This is a genomic window from Methylorubrum extorquens, from assembly GCF_024169925.1.
GTDB lineage: Bacteria > Pseudomonadota > Alphaproteobacteria > Rhizobiales > Beijerinckiaceae > Methylobacterium > Methylobacterium extorquens_A.
The window spans coordinates 4,383,879-4,402,194 of record NZ_JALJXF010000001.1 but is presented as its reverse complement, the minus strand read 5'-3'; the positions used below and the strand labels follow the sequence as shown (position 1 = coordinate 4,402,194).

Genomic DNA, 18,316 nt, shown 5'->3' with positions numbered 1-18,316 from the left:
CAGATCACATGCCGGACGCCGTCGGGTTCTTGCCGGGAATCCAGCCGGTTCCGGCGAGCGGCACCTGTGCCATCGCCGCGGCCTCGATGGTGAGCGCCACCAGATCCTCGGGTTCGAGGTTGTGCAGGTGGCTCTTGCCGCAGGCCCGCGCGATGGTCTGGGCCTCCAGCGTCATCACCGCGAGGTAGTTGGCGAGCCGGCGGCCGGCGAGTTCCGGGTCGAGGCGCTTGGCCAGTTCCGGATCCTGGGTCGTGATGCCGGCGGGGTCGCGGCCCTCGTGCCAGTCGTCGTAGGCGCCGGCCGTGGTGCCGAGTGCTTCGTACTCGGCCTGCCAACGCGGGTCGTTGTCGCCGAGCGCGATCAGCGCAGCGGTGCCGATGGCGACCGCGTCGGCGCCGAGCGCCAGCACCTTGGCCACGTCCGCGCCGGAGCGGATGCCGCCCGACACCACGAGCTGCACCTTGCGGTGGAGCCCCAGATCCTGAAGCGCCTGAACCGCCGGGCGGATCGCGGCGAGTGTCGGGATGCCGACATGCTCGATGAACACGTCCTGCGTCGCGGCGGTGCCGCCCTGCATGCCGTCGAGCACCACCACGTCGGCGCCCGACTTCGCCGCGAGCGCGGTGTCGTAGTAGGGGCGCGAGGCGCCGACCTTGACGTAGATCGGCTTCTCCCAATCGGTGATCTCGCGCAGTTCCTCGATCTTGATGGCGAGGTCGTCCGGCCCTGTCCAGTCCGGGTGGCGGCAGGCGGAGCGCTGATCGACGCCGGGCGGCAGGCAGCGCATCCCGGCGACGCGCTCGGTGATCTTCTGGCCGAGCAGCATGCCGCCGCCGCCGGGCTTGGCGCCCTGGCCGATGACGACCTCAATGGCGTCGGCCTTGCGCAGGTCGTCCGGGTTCATGCCGTAGCGCGACGGCAGGTACTGGTAGACCAGGGTCTTGGAATGGCCCCGCTCCTCCGGCGTCATGCCGCCGTCGCCGGTGGTGGTGGAGGTGCCGGCGATGGTGGCACCGCGTCCGAGCGCCTCCTTGGCGTTGGCCGAGAGCGAGCCGAAGCTCATCCCGGCGATGGTGACCGGCGTCTTCAGGTGGATCGGCTTGCTCGCGAAGCGCGCGCCCAGCACCACCTCGGTGCCGCAGCGCTCGCGGTAGCCTTCCAGCGGATAGCGGCTGATCGAGGCGCCGAGGAACAGGAGGTCGTCGAAATGCGGCAGCGCGCGCTTCGCCCCCGCGCCACGGATGTCGTAGATGCCGGTGGCCGCCGCGCGGCGGATCTCGGACATCACGTCGGGGGTGAAGGTCGCCGACAGACGCGGCTTGGTGCGCGGAGGCTGGCGATGATCCGTCATCAGTAGGCTCCGGCGTTGTCGACGTGGAAGTGGTAGAGGGTGCGAGCCGAGCCGTAGCGGCGGAATTCGCTCGGGCTCACTTCCCCGGCGAGGCCGGCGGCGGCGAGCTTCTCGGCGAGTTCCCTGAGATGCTCGTCGCGCATCGCCTTCTCGACGCAGTCCGCGCCGAGGCTTTTGACCGAGCCGCGCACGTAGAGCTTGGCCTCGTAGAGGGAGTCGCCCAAGGCCTCGCCGGCGTCCCCCAGCACTGTGAGCGTGCCGGCTTGTGCCATGAAGGCCGACATGTGGCCGATCGAGCCCTTCACGACGATATCGACGCCCTTCATCGAGATGCCGCAGCGGGCGCCCGCATTGCCGTCGATGATGAGCGTGCCGCCATGGGCCGTGGCGCCGGCCGACTGGCTGGCATCGCCCCGCACGTGGACGAGGCCGGAGATCATGTTCTCGGCCACCCCCACGCCCGCATTGCCGTTGACGAGAACGGTGGCGAGCTTGTTCATGCCGGCGCAATAGTAGCCGACATTGCCCTCGATCTCGACGGAGACCGGCGCGTCGAGCCCGGCGGCGATGGCGTGGCGCCCGTCCGGACCGGTGACGGTCCAGTGAGTCTCGTTGGTGTCGGGCCGCAGGGCGTGGAGCGCCCGGTTCAGCTCGCGCAGAGGGGCGGATCGCAGGTCGAAGCTCGGCATCACTGGCGCTCCCCGGAGGCGTGGTGGCTGACGCGCTCCCACGCGTAGACCTTGGCCGGCTCGGGCTCGAACACGCGGGCGGTGTCGATGCCGGGCAGGCCCACCAGCGCCCGGTACTCGGAGCCGAAGGCGACGTAGTCGTCGGTCTCGGCCATTACGGCGGGCTTGCAGGCGATGGGGTCGCGCACCACGGCAAAGCCGTTCTCGGTGCCGACCACGAAGGTGAAGAAGCCGTCGAGATCGGTCAGGCTCGATTCCAGCGCCTGCTTCAGCGAGGCGCCCTCGCGCATGCGCCAGCTCAGGTAGCCGGCGGCGACCTCGGTGTCGTTCAGCGTCGCGAAGCTCAGGCCCTCGTGCCGGAGGCGGCGGCGCAGGTCGTTGTGGTTCGACAGCGAGCCGTTATGGACGAGGCACTCGTCGGTGCCGGTCGAGAACGGATGGGCGCCGTTGGTCGTCACCGCGCTCTCGGTGGCCATGCGGGTGTGGCCGATGCCGTGGGTGCCGGCCATGCCCTCCAGGGCGAAGCGCTCGGCGACAGATGCCGGCAGGCCGACCTCCTTGTAGATCTCCATGCGCCGGCCCGCGCTCACCACATCGATGCCCGGCGCGTTGTCCTTGAGCCAGGCGCGGATCTCCGCCTCGCGCTCCGCCGGGACGGACAGGACCGTGTGGGTGTCGCGCTCGGTCGCCTCGGTGGAGAGTGACAGCGCCCCTTCCATCTTCGAGACAGCCTCGCGCAGGGCCGAAGCGCGGGGACCGCGCAGAGTCAGCTTCACGCTGCCTGCATCCGAGATGCCGTCCGAGCCGTAGACCGCAAAGCCCGCGCTGTCGGGACCGCGATCCGTCATCGTCTCCAGCATCTTGGAGAGCATCGCGCCGAGCTGCGGTTCAAGCTTCGGATTCTTGAGGAATAGTCCGACAATACCGCACATCGGCGTCGCCCCGTCCGTTCGATCAGTGTCGAGAGGGATCGCACGGTGCCGCGGTTACGTCAACTTTCAGGCACGAAAATTTCCTCTCATGAAACTGACGACGCGACTATCATTCGCGCTGCCGCCTCCCTTGCCGGTTTGAGGAAGCAGTACTCCGATGAAACCTGCATCCCCTCTCCCCGCCCGGCGGGGAGAGGGTGAAACCCAGCTTCAAGCGAAAGGATGATGGCCCGTTCGCTGGGAGGTTACCGCGTCAGGACTCAGCCCCCTGCTGCCCGCGCCGCCGCTCGGCCCGCGACAGCTCGTCCGCGCTCGCAAAACCCGTCGCTGTCGCGATCTCGGCGCGGCTCAACGCGCTCTCCCGGCCGAGTTGGTGTGCCCGGTCGAGGCGCAGGTGCAGGTAATGCCGGTGCAGCCCGCGCCCGAGGCCGTCGCGAAACAGCCGCTCCAACTGCCGCACCGAGACGTGGGCCAGTTCCGCCAAGGCTTCGCGCGGGAGCGGCGCCTCGACGTTCGCCTCCATCGCCGCGAGCACCCGCAGCAGGCGCGGGTCGCGCACGCCGAAGCGCTGGCGCAGATCCATCCGCTGCGGGCTCAGGCCCTCGCGGATCTGGTTGTGCAGGAACCAGTCGCTGACGCCCGCCGCGAGGCCGGCGCCGTGGTCGCGCCCGATCAGGTCGAGCATCAGGTCGAGCGCGGCGATGCCGCCGGAGCAGGTGATGCGGTCGCCCTGGATCTCGAACAGCGATCGGACAACCGCGATCTCGGGGTAGCGCTCCTCGAAGGCCGGAACGTGCTCCCAGTGCAGGGTGCAGCGCCGCCCCGAGAGCAGGCCGGCGCGCGCCAGGAGATAGGGCCCGCCGGAGATGCCGCCGAGCGTCACCCCGTGGCGGGCGAGCCCGCGCAGCCACGCGAACAGGGCGGGATCGTCGAACTCGGCCGGATTGCCGCCGGCGCAGACGAAGACGCGGTCGGCGGCGATGCTTCCGGCGCCCACGGCGACGTCGGTGAGGATGCCGAGCCCGTTCGAGGCCTGCACCACGCCGCCGCCGGGAGCGGCGTGCCACCAGCGGTAGAGTTCGCAGCCCGACAGCGTGTTGGCGGCGCGCAGGGGCTCGACCGCCGCGGTGTAGGCCATCAGCGGAAAGTCCGGCACCAGCACGAAGCCGACCGTGCGCGGGGCGGGTGTGGCCGCCCGCGGCGCCCTGCGCCCGGACCGGGCCCGGCCGGTCGGTTCGTGTGTCTCATGCATTTCTACGCGATTTGCCGGAATCATGTCGCGAAATGCAAGCCAGACCGCGGGCGATGTCGGCTAGTGCTGGGGGCGAGCGACACTCCTCCGGCGATTGAGCGGATCCCCGCATGCGCTACTCCCTCTTCAGCGTCCTGGGACAAGCCCTGCGCGGCCAGCGCGACTGGACCCCGCAATGGCGCGACGCCGCCCCGCAGGAGGCCTACGACGTGGTGATCGTCGGCGGCGGCGGGCACGGGCTCGCCACCGCCTACTACCTCGCGCGTGAGCACGGCATCACCAACGTCGCCGTGCTGGAGAAGAGCCACATCGGCTCCGGCAATGTCGGGCGCAACACCACCATCGTGCGCTCGAATTACGGTCTGCCGGGCAACATCCCATTCTACGAGCGGTCGATGAAGCTCTGGGAGGGGCTGGAGCAGGACATCAACTACAATGCCATGGTCAGCCAGCGCGGCGTGCTGAACCTGTACCACTCGGATGCGCAGCGCGACGCCTATGCCCGCCGCGGCAACGCCATGCGGCTCGCCGGCATCGACGCCGAACTTCTGGACCGCGAGGGCGTGCGCCGCCTCGTGCCGTTCATCGACTTCGACAACGCGCGCTTCCCCGTGAAGGGCGGCCTGCTCCAGCGCCGCGGCGGCACCGTGCGCCACGATGCGGTGGCCTGGGGCTATGCCCGCGCGGCCGACGCGCGCGGCGTCGACATCGTCCAGAACTGCGCCGTCACCGGCATCCGCCGCGAGAACGGCCGCGTCACCGGCGTCGAGACCAGCCGCGGCTTCATCCGTGCGGGGAAGGTCGCGATCTCGGTGGCCGGCTCCTCCTCGCTGCTGGCCGGCATGGTCGACATGCGCCTGCCGATCGAGAGCCACGTGCTCCAGGCCTTCGTCAGCGAGGGCGTGAAGCCCCTGATCGACGGCGTGATGACCTTCGGCGCCGGCCACTTCTACGTCAGCCAGTCGGACAAGGGCGGCCTCGTCTTCGGTGGCGATATCGACGGCTACAACTCGTATGCGAGCCGCGGCAACCTCCACACCATCGAGGACGTGATGGAGGGCGGGATGGCGCTGTGGCCCGGCCTCGGGCGCCTGCGGCTGCTGCGCCACTGGGGCGGCATCATGGACATGTCGATGGACGGGAGCCCGATCATCGACCGCACCGATATCGGCGGCCTCTATCTCAATGCCGGCTGGTGCTACGGCGGCTTCAAGGCGACGCCGGCCGCGGGCTTCTGCTTCGCCCACCTGATCGCCCGCGACGAACCCCACGCGGATGCGAGCGCCTACCGTCTCGACCGCTTCGCCACCGGTCATCTCATCGACGAGAAGGGCATGGGCGCGCAGCCCAACCTGCATTGATACTTCCTTGGCGGCGCCCGCTGCGCGGGCGCCGATCTCGAAGAGGAGCGACACGCCATGCGCATCCGATGCCCCCATTGCGGCGAGCGCGACAACGGTGAGTTCAGCTATCTCGGCGACGCCGCCCCCGTGCGTCCCGACGGGATGGATGCCTCGGCGCAAGCCATGCACGACTACGTCTATCTGCGCGACAACCCCGCCGGGACCATCCGCGAACTCTGGTACCACGCTGCCGGATGCCGCTCCTGGCTGGTCGTGACCCGCGACACCCGCACCCACGCGATCGAATCGGTCGAGCCGGCGCGCGACGTCGCGCGGGCGCACCGCTCGGGAGAGGCCGCATGACCACGCTCGCCCTTCAGCGCGCCGAGGCGCCCGCTCCCGCGAACGCGGCCGACCAGCCGTTCCGCACCGCCGCCGGCGGCCTGATCGACCGGAGCCGGCCGCGCGACTTCACCTTCGACGGGCGGCGCCTCACCGGCTTCCATGGCGACACGCTGGCCTCGGCGCTGCTCGCCAACGGCGTGCGCCTCGTCGGCCGCTCGTTCAAGTATCACCGGCCCCGCGGCATCCTCTCGGCGGGTTCGGAGGAGCCGAACGCCCTGGTGGAACTGCGCTCCGGGGCGCGACGCGAGCCCAACACCCGCGCCACCATGGCCGAACTCTACGAGGGGTTGGAGGCGACGAGCCAGAACCGCTGGCCCTCGCTCGCCGTGGATGCGCTCTCGGTCAACGCGCTGCTCAGCCCCGTCTTCGCGGCGGGCTTCTACTACAAGACCTTCATGTGGCCGGCCGCGTTCTGGGAGAAGCTCTACGAGCCGATGATCCGGCGTGCAGCCGGCCTCGGCCGGGCCGCCGACGCCCCCGATCCTGACACCTACGACCACGTTCATGCCCATTGCGACGTGCTCGTCATCGGCGGCGGCCCGGCCGGTCTTTCGGCGGCGCTCACTGCGGGCCGCTCCGGCGCGCGGGTGATCCTGGTCGACGAGGATTTTTCGATTGGCGGCCGCCTGCTGGCGGAGCGTCGCGAGATCGGCGGCGCGAGCGGGGCCGAGTGGGCCGCCCGGGCGGTGGCCGAACTGGAGAGCTTGGCCGAGGTGCGCATCCTGTCGCGCACCACCTTGTTCGGCGTCTACGACCACGGCGCCTACGGTGCGGTCGAGCGCGTCTCCGACCATCTCGCGGTGCCCCCGGCCCACGCCCCGCGCCAGCGGCTGTGGCGGATCGTGGCGCGGCGCGCGGTGCTCGCGGCCGGCGCCATCGAGCGCCCGCACGTCTTCGGCGGCAACGATCGCCCCGGCGTGATGCTGGCCGGCGCGGTGCGGACCTATCTCAACCGCTACGGCGTCTTGCCGGGCCGGCGCCTCGCGGTGTTCACGTCGAGCGACGACGGCTGGCGCACTGCCGCCGACATCCTGGCCGCGGGCGGCGGGCTTGCGGCGGTGATCGACACCCGCACCACCGTTGCCCCCGCCTTGCGCCGGATGGCGGAAGCCGCCGGGGCGCGGGTGGTGACCGGCGGATACGTTGCCGGCACCAAGGGCCATCTGGGCCTCAGCGCGATCCAGGTCGTGGACGGCTACAACAGCACCGAGACCATTCCCTGCGACGGCCTCGCCATGGCCAATGGCTGGAACCCGATCGTCCACCTCGACTCGCATCTCTCCCGCCGGCCGGTCTGGGACGGGGCGATCCACGCCTTCGTGCCGGGCACCCTCCCCTCCGGCATGCGGGCGGCGGGCGCCGCCGCCGGGCGCTTCACCCTCGCCGAATGCCTGGAGACCGGCGCGCAGGCCGGCGCGGAGGCGGCGACCGATTGCGGTTTCACCGCGATGCCCGAGGCCGCGCCGCTGACCGACCCGGAGAGCGTGAGTCACACCCCGCTCTGGCGCGTGCCCAAGCCCCGCGGAAAGGCCTTTGTCGATTTTCAGAACGACGTGGCCGCCTCCGACGTCGAACTCGCCCACCGCGAGGGGTTCCGCGCGGTCGAGCTGCTGAAGCGCTACACCACGCTCGGCATGGCGACCGACCAGGGCAAGACCTCGAACCTCGCCGGCCTGTCGATCATGGCCGAGCTGACGGGCAAGGACATCCCGAGCGTCGGCACCACGGTGTTCCGCCCGCCCTTCACCCCCGTCGCCATCGGCGCCTTTGCCGGCCATCACCGCGGCAAGGAATTCCGTGCCACCCGCCATGTCCCGTCGCACGCCTGGGCCGAGGAGAACGGCGGCGTCTTCGTCGAGACCGGCCTGTGGCTGCGCCCGGCCTACTTCCCCCGCGCCGACGAGACGGATTGGCTCGACACGGTGGTGCGGGAGGTCGAGACCGTGCGCGCCCGCGTCGGGATCTGCGACGTCACCACGCTCGGCAAGATCGACATCCAGGGCCGCGATGCGCTAGCGTTCATCGAGCGGGTCTGCGCCAACCCCTTCGCAACGCTGCCCGTCGGCAAGGCCCGCTACGCCGTGCTGCTGCGCGAGGACGGCTTCATCCTGGATGACGGCACCGTCGCGCGCCTCGGCGAGACGCACTACGTCATGACCGCCTCGACGGCGAACGCCGCGCGGGTGATGCAGCACCTCGAATTTTGCCGGCAATGGTTATGGCCGGAGCTCGACGTGCAACTCGCCTCGGTCAGCGAGCAATGGGCGCAATATGCGGTCGCCGGCCCCCGCGCCCGCGATACGCTCCGCCGGATCGTCGATCCCGGCTTCGACCTCTCCAACGAGGCCTTCCCGTTCCTCGCCTGCGCCGACATCACCGTCGGCGGCGGCATCCCGGCGCGGCTGTTCCGCATCTCGTTCTCGGGTGAACTCGCCTACGAGTTGGCGGTGCCGGCCGCCTACGGCGACGCCGCGTGGCGGGCGGTCATGCAGGCGGGCCTGCCCTACGGCATCACCGCCTACGGTTCGGAGGCGCTCTCGGTGATGCGCATCGAGAAGGGCCACGCGGCGGGTGCCGAAATCAACGGCCAGACTACCGCCCGCGACCTCGGTCTCGGCGGGATGCTCGCCAAGAAGAAGGACTATGTCGGCCGCCTGATGAAGGAGCGTCCGGGGCTGGTCGATCCGGCCCGTCCGATCCTGGCCGGTTTCCGGCCGGTCGATCCCGGCGTGCGGCTACGGGCAGGCGCGCATTTCCTGAGTCTCGACGCGGAGCCGAGCCTGGAGGCGGACGAGGGCGTGATGACCTCGGTCGCCTACTCGCCGAGCCTGAAAGGCTGGATCGGCCTCGGCCTGATCCGGCGCGGGACGGAGCGTCACGGCGAGCGGGTGCGCGCCGCCGATCCGGTGCGCGGCGCCGACATCGAGGTCGAGATCTGTTCGCCGGTCTTCGTCGATCCCAAGGAGGAGAAGCTGCGTGTCTGAGGCGGCAACGATCCAAGCTTCGGCTTTCCAAATGCCCGCATCCCTCTGGCGCCCCCGCGGCGCCTGGGAAGGGGCCGCGAAGACCGGACGGCACGGCGCGGCGAAGGGCCCAGCGGGCATCCGCCTGCGGCTCCGCGAAGGCTGCGGCCTCGCCACGCTCATCGCGGCGGATGGAAAAGAAGCCGACTTACAAGCCGCTCTCGCGGATCGGTTCGGCCCGTCCCTGCCGGAGGCCGGCACCGCCGTCTTCGAGGGTGAGACGGGTTTGGTTTGGTCCGCGCCCGGCCAGTGGCTCGCGGTGGCGCCATCACCGCGCGATCTGTGGGATCTGCCCGAGACCCTGCGCGGCGTCGCGGCAGTCACCGACCAGAGCGACAGCCGCGCCCTGGTGCGGATCTCCGGTCCGCAGGCCCGCGCCCTACTCGCCAAGGGCGTCGCGATCGATCTGCATCCTCGCGCCTTCGGGCCGGGCCGGGCGGCGGTGACGAGCATCGCCCATATCGGCGTGCAGCTTTGGCAGCGCGATGCCGGCCCGACCTACGACCTCGCCGTCGCCCGCAGCTTCGCCGGCAGCTTCTGGCGCTGGCTGGAGCACGCGGCGGCCGAGTTCGGCTACGAGGTCGAGGGCGCGTAGGGCGCGGATCAGCGCCGGCCGAAATAGCGCCGGTCCGCGGCGCCGTTCTCGGAGAGCGGCATGACGAGGCGCCCCGTCCGGTCGATGAGGCCCCAGCGCCCGCCGACCATGGAGGCGGGCTCGCGTCCGTCCGAGCGGCAGCCCTCGCAGACCAGCGCCTCGCCGCGGGCGTTGAATGGGAAGGACCAGTCGTAGGGCGTGGCGAGGACGAGCCGCAGCCGGCGGTCGTAGAAGGCGACCTTGCGCTCGCGCCGACTGCGCACGAGGCCTTGCGCGAACGGGTCCGGCCCGTTGTCGAGCATGTAGACGGGCAGTGCGAGGCCGTCGCGGCGTGCCCAGAGACAGCCGACTCCCGGCACGCGCAACTCGGCCAAGCCGCGCTCGAACTGCATCCGCGCGGCGTGCGCCGGAGCGACCCGGACCATCCCGCCCTCACGCCGGGCGCAATGCTCGTACGAGTCGAGATCCCGTCGAAAGTAGGCGCAGGCCAGCGGATACGCGGTGGCCGCCGCGCCCTGGCCTGCGCCGAGCGCCGGAAACGGAAGCGCCACGAGCACTGTGAGGCCAGCCAGAACCCTCCGCGCGACCCGATGGGAATGGCGGCTTCGCAAGGGGAGTGCTTCGGCGCGGATCGCAGTCTCAGCCATCCGCCGCCTCTACCCGCCTTCCGTGCCGCGGACAAACCAAGAGGTTGAGGCGAGCGTCCCTACCCGACGCCGGTCGGCCCGTCGATCACCCGGCGCACCCGGCGGGCCAGCTCCATCCGCTTGTAGGGCTTGTTGATGATCTCGAACTCGGTGCCGCCCGCGTCGGTGCGCTCCATCGAAGCCTCGGCGTAGCCGGTGGTGAGCAGCACCTTGATCTTGGGCTGCCGCTCCCGCGCGGCGCGGGCCAGCATCACGCCGTTCATGCCGCCGGGCATGATGAGGTCGGTGAACAGCAGGTCGATGCGCCCCTCGCCGTCGAGGATTTCGAGCGCCGCCTTGGGACCGTCGACGACGGTGACCTTGTAGCCGAAATCCTCCAGGATGATGCCGGCGGTCTCGGCCACGTCGGGCCGGTCGTCCACGACGAGCACCGTCTCGGTGCCGTGCCGGTCGGCGGCGCGGATGGTCGGCTTGTGCTCCTCCTCGGCCTTCTGGTCGGAGGCGGGAAACAGGAGCCGCACCGTCGTGCCGTGCCCGACCTCGGAATAGATCTTCACCGAGCCGCCGGATTGCTTGGCAAAGCCGTAGACCATGGCGAGGCCGAGTCCCGTGCCTTTGCCCTCACCCTTGGTGGTGAAGAACGGCTCCATAACGCGCGCTAGGATCTCGGACGGCATGCCGGTCCCGGTATCGGTCACCGAGATCACCACGTAGGCGCCCGGCGGCACCGTCTTGTAGAGCGCGGTGTCCTCGTCCTCGATCAGCAGGTTCTCGGTCCGCACCGTGACCGAGCCGCCCTCCGGCATCGCGTCGCGGGCGTTGATCAGCACGTTGAGCAGGGCGACCTCGGCCTGCGTCGGGTCGATGCGGGTGGTCCAGAGGTCCGACGCGAGAACGGATTTCAGGACGACGTCGTCGCCCAGCGTCCGCCCGGCCATCTCGCCCATGCTCTCGACGAGGCCGTTGAGGTTCAGGAGCCGCCCCTCCAGTCGCTGCTTGCGCGAGAAGGCGAGGAGCTGGTGGGTGAGCTTGGCGGCGCGATCGGTCGCCGCCCGCACCGCCTCGCCGGCCCGGCGCATCCGCGGCACGTTGAGGGTGGGATGGTCGAGCAGCGCCAGCATCACCTCGTTGTGGCCCGACACGACCTGCAGCAGGTTGTTGAAGTCGTGAGCGATGCCGCCGGTGAGCTGGCCGAGGCTCTCCATTTTCTGGGCTTGGTGCAGCGATTCCTCCGCATCGCGGCGGCGCGACACGTCGAGCTGCGAGCCGAAGAAGTAGACGAGGTCGCCCGAGCGGTTGAACACCGGGCTGACGAACAGCGCGTTCCAGAACGAGGAGCCGTCCTTGCGGTAGTTCAGGATCTCGGCGGCGAATTCCCGATGCTCCCGGATGGCGTCGCGCACCTCCGAGACGGTGTCGCGGTCCGTATCGGGGCCCTGGAGAAAGCGGCAGTTCGATCCAATCAGCTCGTCGGCCGAATAGCCGGTCATCCGGACAAAGGCGCGGTTGGCGAAGATGATCGGGTTGTCCGGCTGGTGCGGATCGGTGACGATCATCGGCATGCGCGTCGTCTCGACGGCCGCGAAGAAGATGTCGTGATGTTGATCGACGACGCCGGAGGCACCGCTGCCGGTGACAGGCGTATTCGGCCCGGGTGCACTGGGCTTCTCGGGTGACGAAGGCATCGAAACTTTCCAGCGGGGACGACCCACTGGGTCGGATTGCGCGTGTCAATCCGATGCTACAGCAGCGCGTTCCCGATGAAATGACGGCTTGAACGCTTCGTGAACGACACAAGGTCGCAGAACCGGCGGGCAGGTTGGATTGCGCCAATCCGCCGCCCGTCACGGCATCGCAGCCGGACCCGGAAGGCCAGGGCCGGCTGCCACGGGATCAGACGTGGATCGCGCGCTTATCGACGGCGAGCGCGGCTTCCTTGATCGCCTCGGTCAGCGTCGGGTGGGCGTGGCAGGTGCGGGCGATGTCCTCGGCGGAAGCCGCGAACTCCATCGCCACGGCGACCTCGGCGATGAGGTTGCCGGCATCCGCGCCGACGATGTGCACCCCGAGCACGCGGTCGGTCTGCGCATCCGCGAGGATCTTCACGAAGCCGTCGGTGGTGCCGTTGGCCTTGGCCCGGCCGTTGGCGGTGAAGGGGAACTTGCCGACGTTGTAGCCGATCCCGTCCTTCTTCAGCTCCTCCTCGGACTTGCCGACCGAGGCAACCTCCGGGAAGGTGTAGACCACGTTCGGGATCACGCCGTAATTCACGTGACCCGACTGGCCGGCCAGGATCTCGGCGACCGCGACGCCTTCGTCCTCGGCCTTGTGCGCGAGCATCGGCCCGGCGATCACGTCGCCGATGGCGTAGATGCCGGTCACGTTGGTGGCGTAGTGGTTGTCGGTCTCGATGCGGCCCTTGTCGTCGGTGGCCACACCCACCGTCTCGAGCCCGAGCCCTTCCGTGTAGGGCACCCGGCCGATGGCCACGAGCACCACGTCGGCCTCGAGCTTCTCCGAGTCGCCGCCCTGCGCCGGCTCGACGGTGACGGTCGCGCGGCCCTTCTTGCCGGTCTCGACACCGGTCACCTTGGTCGAGAGCTTGAAGACCATGCCCTGCTTGGCCAGGATGCGCTGGAACTGCTTGCCGACCTCGCCGTCCATGCCCGGCAGCACGCGGTCGAGATACTCGATCACCGTCACCTCGGCGCCGAGGCGGCGCCAGACCGAGCCGAGTTCGAGCCCGATCACGCCCGCGCCGATCACCACGAGGCGCTTGGGCACCTCGGCGAGTTCGAGCGCGCCGGTAGAGGAGACCACCGTCTTCTCGTCGATCTCGACGCCCGGCAGCCGGGTCACGTCGGAACCGGTGGCGATGACGATGCTCTTCGTCTCCAGCAACTGGTTGCCGCCGTCGTCCGAGATCACCTCGACGCGGCCGGCCCCCGCGATGCGGCCGCGGCCGTGATAGGTGTCGACCTTGTTCTTCTTGAGCAGGAACTCGACGCCCTTGGTGTTGCCGTCGACGCCGCCCTGCTTGAAGCCCTGCATTTTTTTGAGATCAAGCTTCGGCGTGCCCACGTCGATGCCCAACTCCGAAAAGTGCTTGTTGGCCTCCTCGAACGCCTCAGAGGCGTGCAGCAGCGCCTTCGAGGGGATGCAGCCGACGTTGAGGCAGGTGCCGCCGTGGGTCGCCCGCTTCTCGACCACCGCGGTCTTCAGCCCGAGCTGGGCCGCCCGGATGGCGCAGACATAGCCGCCGGGGCCGGTGCCGATGACGACGAGATCGTAGGACATCAAGTCTACCTGACGAGTCGGAGAAGAAGTCGAGCAAGCCCGCGCGCGGAGAAAATAAGAGAGACGCCAGCGCGGCTATCGCAGCGAAATCAAGAAGCAAGGCGACGAACTGACGGCCGTCGGCAGGTCGGTGTCGGCAGCCATCGCGGGCGAAACCGCCATCGCGATCGCTGCCGACAGCGCTGTTTACAGGTCGAGCACGAGGCGGGCCGGATCCTCCAGCGCCTCCTTGACGCGAACGAGGAAGGTCACGGCCTCCTTCCCGTCGACGATGCGGTGATCGTAGGACAGCGCCAGATACATCATCGGCCGCGCCTCGATCTTGCCGTTGCGCACCACCGGCCGCTCCTCGATACGGTGCATGCCGAGGATGCCCGATTGCGGGGCGTTGAGGATCGGCGTCGACATCAGCGAGCCGTAGATGCCGCCGTTGGTAATGGTGAAGGTGCCGCCCTGCATCTCGTCGATGGAGAGCTTGCCCTCGCGCGCCTTCTTGCCGAAGCCCGAGATCTTCTTCTCGATGCCGGCGATCGAGAGGTCGTCGGCGTCGCGCACCACCGGCACGACGAGGCCCTTATCGGTGCCGACCGCGATGCCGATGTGGTAGTAGTTCTTGTAGACGAGATCCTGTCCGTCGATCTCGGCATTGACCGCCGGCACGTCCTTGAGGGCGCCGATCACCGCCTTGGTGAAGAAGCCCATGAAGCCGAGCTTCGTCCCGTGCTTCTTCTCGAAGATGTCCTTGTACTGCGAGCGCATCGCCATCACCGCGCCCATGTCCACGTCGTTGAACGTGGTCAGCATCGCCGCCGTTTCCTGGGCGCTCTTGAGGCGCTTGGCGATGGTCTGGCGCAGCTTGGTCATCCGCACGCGCTCCTCGCGCGCGGCATCGTCCGGCGCGGAGGGGGCGCGCGGCGGGGCGGGGGCCTTGGTCTCGCTCTTGGCGTCCTGGGCCGGGGCCTTCTGGCCGTTCTTGTCGATCGCGGCGAGCATGTCGCCCTTGGTCACGCGGCCGTCCTTGCCGCTGCCGTTGAGGCTCGCCGGGTCGATGCCGGATTCGCGGGCGAGCTTGGCCACCGCCGGGCCGCTGTCGTCGGCCGGGCGCCCGTCGGTGGGCGGAGCGTCGCCGTGGCTGCCGTAGGAGGCGGAGGATTCCTGGGCCGGGGCGTCGTCCTTGGCGGGCTTGCTCTCGCCCTTCTCCTCGCGGGACTGTGCCTTGGTCTCGGCCGGCTCGGCGCTCTTCGGAGCGGGCTTCGCATCCGACTTGGAGTCCGATTTGCCCGAACCCTTGCCGCCCTCGACGATCGAGCCGAGCACCGCGCCGGGCTCCACCGTCTCGCCGTCCTTGACGAGGATCTCGCCGAGTTCGCCCGCTGCGGGGGCGTTCACTTCGAGGGTGACCTTGTCGGTCTCGAGTTCGACGAGGGGCTCGTCGGCGGCCACCGTGTCGCCGGGCTTCTTGAACCAGCGGCCGATCGTGGCCTCACTGACGGATTCGCCGAGCGTGGGGACGAGGATGTCGGTCGCCATAATCTGTGTTCACCGGAGTTTCGGGGCGCGCATCGGGCAGGCGCGGCCCCGGTTGGTGGGTCGGTCGAAAAGTGCCGGCGGCGTCAGACCGCCAGCGCCTCGTTGAGGAAGGCCTGGAGCTGGGCGAGGTGCTTCGACATCAGGCCGACCGCGGTCGAGGCCGAGGCCGGGCGGCCGACGTAGCGGGCGCGCTTCGAGGCGGAGCCGGCTTGGCCCAGCACCCAATCGAGATAGGGCTCGACGAAGGACCACGAGCCCATGTTCTTGGGCTCTTCCTGGCACCACACCACCTCCGCGTTGCGGAAGCGGGTCATCTCGTTGGCCAGCGCCTTGAGCGGGAACGGGTAGAGCTGCTCGACGCGCATCAGGTAGACGTCGTTGACGCCGCGCTTCTCCCGCTCGTCGTAGAGGTCGTAATAGACCTTGCCCGAGCACAGCACGACGCGCCGGATCTTGTCGTCGCGGGTGAGCTTCACGCCGTTCTCGTCGTGCTCGGCGTCGTCCCACAGGATGCGGTGGAAGGTCGAGCCGTCGGCGATGTCCTCGATCTTCGAGACCGCCCGCTTGTGGCGCAGCAGCGATTTGGGCGTCATCAGGATCAGCGGCTTGCGGAAGTCGCGCTTCAGCTGGCGGCGCAGGATGTGGAAGTAGTTCGAGGGCGTCGAGCAGTTGGCGACCTGCATGTTGTCCTCGGCGCACATCTGGAGATAGCGCTCCAGACGGGCCGACGAGTGCTCCGGTCCCTGGCCCTCGTAGCCGTGGGGCAGCAGCATCACGAGGCCGGACATGCGCAGCCACTTGCGCTCGCCCGATGAGATGAACTGGTCGATCACCACCTGCGCGCCGTTGGCGAAGTCGCCGAACTGCGCCTCCCACAGCACCAGGGAGTTCGGCTCGGCCAGCGAGTAGCCGTACTCGAAGCCGAGCACCGCTTCCTCGGAGAGCATCGAGTTGATGACTTCCAGGCTCGCCTGCCCCTCGCGCAGGGAGTTGAGCGGGGTGTAGCGCTGCTCGTTCTCCTGGTCGATCACCACGGCGTGGCGCTGCGAGAAGGTGCCGCGCTCGACGTCCTGGCCCGAAAGCCGGACCCGGTGGCCCTCGATCAGCAGCGAGCCGAAGGCGAGCGCTTCCGCCGTCGCCCAATCGATGCCGACACCGGTCTCGACCGCCTTGGCGCGGTTGTCGAAGAAGCGCTGGATCGTGCGGTGCAGGTGGAAGCCCGGCGGGGGCGTGGTGATCCGGGTGGCGATGTCGCGCAGCGTCTCGAGCGGCACGCCGGTGCGGCCGCGGCGGGGATCGTCCACGTCCTCGCGCACCGCCTTGAAGCCGGACCAGCGCCCGTCGAGCCAATCCGCCTTGTTCGGCTTGTAGCCGCCCGCGACCTCGAGCTCACCCTCCAGTATCGAGCGGAACTCGGCCTTGCGCGCGTCGAGCTGCTCCTGGGTCAGGTCGCCCTGCGCGACGAGTTTCTTGCCGTAGGTCTCCAGCGCGGTCGGATGCTTGCGGATGCGCTGGTACATCTTCGGCTGGGTGAAGGCCGGCTCGTCGCCCTCGTTGTGGCCGAAGCGGCGGTAGCACAGCATGTCGATCACGACCGGCTTGCCGAACTTCTGCCGGTACTCGACCGCGACCTTCGCCGCGAAGGTCACCGCCTCCGGGTCGTCGCCGTTGCAGTGGAAGATCGGCGCCTCGACCATCTTCGCCACGTCGGACGGATAGGGCGAGGAGCGCGAGAAGCGCGGATCGGTGGTGAAGCCGATCTGGTTGTTGATGATGAAGTGGATCGAGCCGCCGGTGCGGTGACCCTTCAGACCGGACAGGCCCAGGCACTCCGCCACCACGCCCTGGCCCGCGAAGGCCGCGTCGCCGTGGATCAGCAGCGGCAGCACACGGCGGCGCTCGACGTTGGGCTTGGCCTTCTGGTCCTGCTTGGCACGCACCTTCCCCAGCACCACCGGATCGACGATCTCGAGGTGGGACGGGTTGGCGGTGAGCGAGAGGTGGACGGTGTTGTCGTCGAAGGCGCGGTCGGACGAGGCGCCGAGATGGTACTTCACGTCGCCCGAGCCCTCGACCTCCGCGGGAGAGGCCGAGCCGCCCTTGAACTCGTGGAACACCGCCCGGAAGGGCTTGGCCATCACGTTGGTGAGCACGTTCAGCCGGCCGCGATGGGCCATGCCGAGCACGATCTCCTCGACGCCCAGCGCGCCGCCGCGCTTGATGATCTGCTCCATGGCCGGGACCATCGACTCGCCGCCGTCGAGGCCGAAGCGCTTGGTCCCGGTGTACTTGAGATCGAGGAACTTCTCGAAGCCTTCGGCCTCGATCAGCTTGTTCAGGATCGCCCGCCGCCCTTCCGGCGTGAACGAAATTTCCTTGTCCTTGCCCTCGATGCGCTCCTGGATCCACGCCTTCTCCTCGGGATCGGAGATGTGCATGAACTCGACGCCGAGCGTCTGGCAGTAGGTGCGCTCCAGGATCGCGACGATCTCGCGGATCGTCGAGAATTCCATGCCCAGCACGTTGTCGAGGAAGATCTTGCGGTCCCAGTCGCTCTCTTGGAAGCCGTAATGCTGCGGGTGCAGTTCCTCGTGGTCGCCGCGCGGGGCGAGCCCGATCGGGTCGAGCTTGGCGTGAAGGTGGCCGCGCATGCGGTAGGCGCGGATCAGCATGATCGCGCGCACGGAATCCTTGGTCGCCTGCTCGACCGAGACACCGGTGGCCGCGACGATGGCCGCGCCCTTGGTCGAGTCGCCTGGCTTGCCGGGCTGAGCCTTGGCCTGGATCTTCTCGCCGAGCGTCTTTTCCAGGGCGCCCCAGTTGCCGTCGAGCGCCGAGACGATCTCGCCGTTCGCCACGACCGGCCAGTTCGGCTTGGCCCAGGAGGCGCCCTCGGCGTTCTTCTTCACCAGGGCGTTGTCCTCGCCCAGATCCTTGAAGAACTGTTGCCACTCGGGATCGACCGAGTTCGGATCGCGGGCATAGGCCGCCTGCAGTTCCTCGATCCAGGCGGCGTTGGCGCCGTAGAGGAAGGAGGTTCGAAGAAGCGCTTCGTTCGCGTCCTGGCGTGCCATCGCTGCCTGTCCTACCGCTCGGGCGGCGCTGTCTCAGCGGGCCGCCGCGTCGAGTTCGATCCGGCGCGTCGATCCGAGCGAGGTTTCAGAACCCCGCTTCGCGCCTCCGGATCAGGCCGGGGCACGGTCGCGCCCCGACATGTTCTTCCATATGGGTCGCCCGAGCACGCGTGCGGTG

General features: G+C 69.3%; 13 protein-coding genes. 4 read left to right on the top strand and 9 right to left on the bottom strand.

Annotated features, from left to right (window positions below; genetic code table 11):
- Nucleotides 1–4: 4 nt before the first annotated feature.
- The 4 genes from J2W78_RS20535 to J2W78_RS20520 all read right to left on the bottom strand — a co-directional run bounded on the left by J2W78_RS20535 (nucleotide 5) and on the right by J2W78_RS20520 (nucleotide 4,224).
- A complete protein-coding gene (locus J2W78_RS20535; protein WP_253373448.1) occupies nucleotides 5–1,351 on the bottom strand; it encodes an FMN-binding glutamate synthase family protein in 1,347 nt (448 codons plus the stop codon).
- Nucleotides 1,351–2,040, bottom strand: coding sequence for a protein glxC (locus J2W78_RS20530; protein ID WP_253373447.1), 690 nt, complete (start codon nucleotides 2,038–2,040; stop codon nucleotides 1,351–1,353). The genes J2W78_RS20535 and J2W78_RS20530 overlap by 1 nt, the downstream gene beginning before the upstream one ends.
- Nucleotides 2,040–2,972: a class II glutamine amidotransferase gene (locus J2W78_RS20525; RefSeq protein ID WP_253373446.1), complete on the bottom strand. Its 933-nt coding sequence runs from the start codon at nucleotides 2,970–2,972 to the stop codon at nucleotides 2,040–2,042. Before J2W78_RS20525 ends, J2W78_RS20530 begins: the two co-directional genes overlap by 1 nt.
- A 253-nt stretch (nucleotides 2,973–3,225) precedes the next feature.
- The gene (locus J2W78_RS20520; RefSeq protein ID WP_253373445.1) at nucleotides 3,226–4,224 is read right to left on the bottom strand and encodes a GlxA family transcriptional regulator; all 999 of its coding nucleotides are present in this window, start codon (nucleotides 4,222–4,224) and stop codon (nucleotides 3,226–3,228) included.
- A gap of 110 nt (nucleotides 4,225–4,334) precedes the next feature.
- Here J2W78_RS20520 and J2W78_RS20515 point away from each other — a divergent pair, with 110 nt between their 5' ends.
- The 4 genes from J2W78_RS20515 to J2W78_RS20500 are packed head-to-tail and all read left to right on the top strand — an operon-like array spanning nucleotide 4,335 to nucleotide 9,590.
- Nucleotides 4,335–5,585, top strand: a complete 1,251-nt coding sequence (locus J2W78_RS20515) for a sarcosine oxidase subunit beta family protein (RefSeq protein ID WP_253373444.1) — start codon at nucleotides 4,335–4,337, stop codon at nucleotides 5,583–5,585.
- 57 nt (nucleotides 5,586–5,642) lie between these two features.
- Nucleotides 5,643–5,930, top strand: coding sequence for a sarcosine oxidase subunit delta (locus J2W78_RS20510; RefSeq protein ID WP_253373443.1), 288 nt, complete (start codon nucleotides 5,643–5,645; stop codon nucleotides 5,928–5,930).
- The gene (locus tag J2W78_RS20505; protein ID WP_253373442.1) at nucleotides 5,927–8,956 is read left to right on the top strand and encodes a sarcosine oxidase subunit alpha family protein; all 3,030 of its coding nucleotides are present in this window, start codon (nucleotides 5,927–5,929) and stop codon (nucleotides 8,954–8,956) included. Before J2W78_RS20510 ends, J2W78_RS20505 begins: the two co-directional genes overlap by 4 nt.
- A 31-nt stretch (nucleotides 8,957–8,987) precedes the next feature.
- Nucleotides 8,988–9,590 (top strand): sarcosine oxidase subunit gamma, encoded by a 603-nt coding sequence (locus J2W78_RS20500; RefSeq protein WP_253373441.1) that lies wholly within the window; start codon nucleotides 8,988–8,990, stop codon nucleotides 9,588–9,590.
- A gap of 8 nt (nucleotides 9,591–9,598) precedes the next feature.
- Here J2W78_RS20500 and J2W78_RS20495 read toward each other — a convergent pair whose 3' ends face one another.
- The 5 genes from J2W78_RS20495 to J2W78_RS20475 all read right to left on the bottom strand — a co-directional run bounded on the left by J2W78_RS20495 (nucleotide 9,599) and on the right by J2W78_RS20475 (nucleotide 18,138).
- On the bottom strand, nucleotides 9,599–10,237 hold the full coding sequence (locus J2W78_RS20495; RefSeq protein ID WP_253373440.1) for a hypothetical protein: 639 nt from the start codon (nucleotides 10,235–10,237) through the stop codon (nucleotides 9,599–9,601).
- Between the two features lie 59 nt (nucleotides 10,238–10,296).
- Nucleotides 10,297–11,922: a hybrid sensor histidine kinase/response regulator gene (locus J2W78_RS20490; RefSeq protein ID WP_253373439.1), complete on the bottom strand. Its 1,626-nt coding sequence runs from the start codon at nucleotides 11,920–11,922 to the stop codon at nucleotides 10,297–10,299.
- Nucleotides 11,923–12,130: 208 nt separating this feature from the next.
- On the bottom strand, nucleotides 12,131–13,534 hold the full coding sequence (gene lpdA / locus J2W78_RS20485; RefSeq protein WP_253373438.1) for a dihydrolipoyl dehydrogenase: 1,404 nt from the start codon (nucleotides 13,532–13,534) through the stop codon (nucleotides 12,131–12,133).
- 186 nt (nucleotides 13,535–13,720) lie between these two features.
- Nucleotides 13,721–15,064 carry a 2-oxoglutarate dehydrogenase complex dihydrolipoyllysine-residue succinyltransferase gene (odhB, locus tag J2W78_RS20480; RefSeq protein ID WP_253373437.1) on the bottom strand — a complete coding sequence of 448 codons (1,344 nt, stop codon included), beginning with the start codon at nucleotides 15,062–15,064 and terminating at the stop codon, nucleotides 13,721–13,723.
- 83 nt (nucleotides 15,065–15,147) lie between these two features.
- Complete coding sequence (locus J2W78_RS20475) at nucleotides 15,148–18,138, bottom strand: 2-oxoglutarate dehydrogenase E1 component (protein WP_253373436.1); 2,991 nt, start codon at nucleotides 18,136–18,138, stop codon at nucleotides 15,148–15,150.
- Nucleotides 18,139–18,316: the final 178 nt, after the last annotated feature.

Bases quoted from the DNA above. Each gene is read 5' to 3' on its own strand.
- J2W78_RS20505 (WP_253373442.1), top strand. From the start codon at position 5,927: ATGACCACGCTCGCCCTTCAGCGCGCCGAGGCGCCCGCTCCCGCGAAC.
- lpdA (WP_253373438.1), bottom strand. From the start codon at position 13,534: ATGTCCTACGATCTCGTCGTCATCGGCACCGGCCCCGGCGGCTATGTC.
- J2W78_RS20535 (WP_253373448.1), bottom strand. From the start codon at position 1,351: ATGACGGATCATCGCCAGCCTCCGCGCACCAAGCCGCGTCTGTCGGCG.
- J2W78_RS20530 (WP_253373447.1), bottom strand. From the start codon at position 2,040: ATGCCGAGCTTCGACCTGCGATCCGCCCCTCTGCGCGAGCTGAACCGG.
- J2W78_RS20490 (WP_253373439.1), bottom strand. From the start codon at position 11,922: ATGCCTTCGTCACCCGAGAAGCCCAGTGCACCCGGGCCGAATACGCCT.
- odhB (WP_253373437.1), bottom strand. From the start codon at position 15,064: ATGGCGACCGACATCCTCGTCCCCACGCTCGGCGAATCCGTCAGTGAG.
- J2W78_RS20515 (WP_253373444.1), top strand. From the start codon at position 4,335: ATGCGCTACTCCCTCTTCAGCGTCCTGGGACAAGCCCTGCGCGGCCAG.
- J2W78_RS20495 (WP_253373440.1), bottom strand. From the start codon at position 10,237: ATGGCTGAGACTGCGATCCGCGCCGAAGCACTCCCCTTGCGAAGCCGC.
- J2W78_RS20475 (WP_253373436.1), bottom strand. From the start codon at position 18,138: ATGGCACGCCAGGACGCGAACGAAGCGCTTCTTCGAACCTCCTTCCTC.
- J2W78_RS20500 (WP_253373441.1), top strand. From the start codon at position 8,988: ATGCCCGCATCCCTCTGGCGCCCCCGCGGCGCCTGGGAAGGGGCCGCG.
- J2W78_RS20525 (WP_253373446.1), bottom strand. From the start codon at position 2,972: ATGTGCGGTATTGTCGGACTATTCCTCAAGAATCCGAAGCTTGAACCG.
- J2W78_RS20520 (WP_253373445.1), bottom strand. From the start codon at position 4,224: ATGCATGAGACACACGAACCGACCGGCCGGGCCCGGTCCGGGCGCAGG.
- J2W78_RS20510 (WP_253373443.1), top strand. From the start codon at position 5,643: ATGCGCATCCGATGCCCCCATTGCGGCGAGCGCGACAACGGTGAGTTC.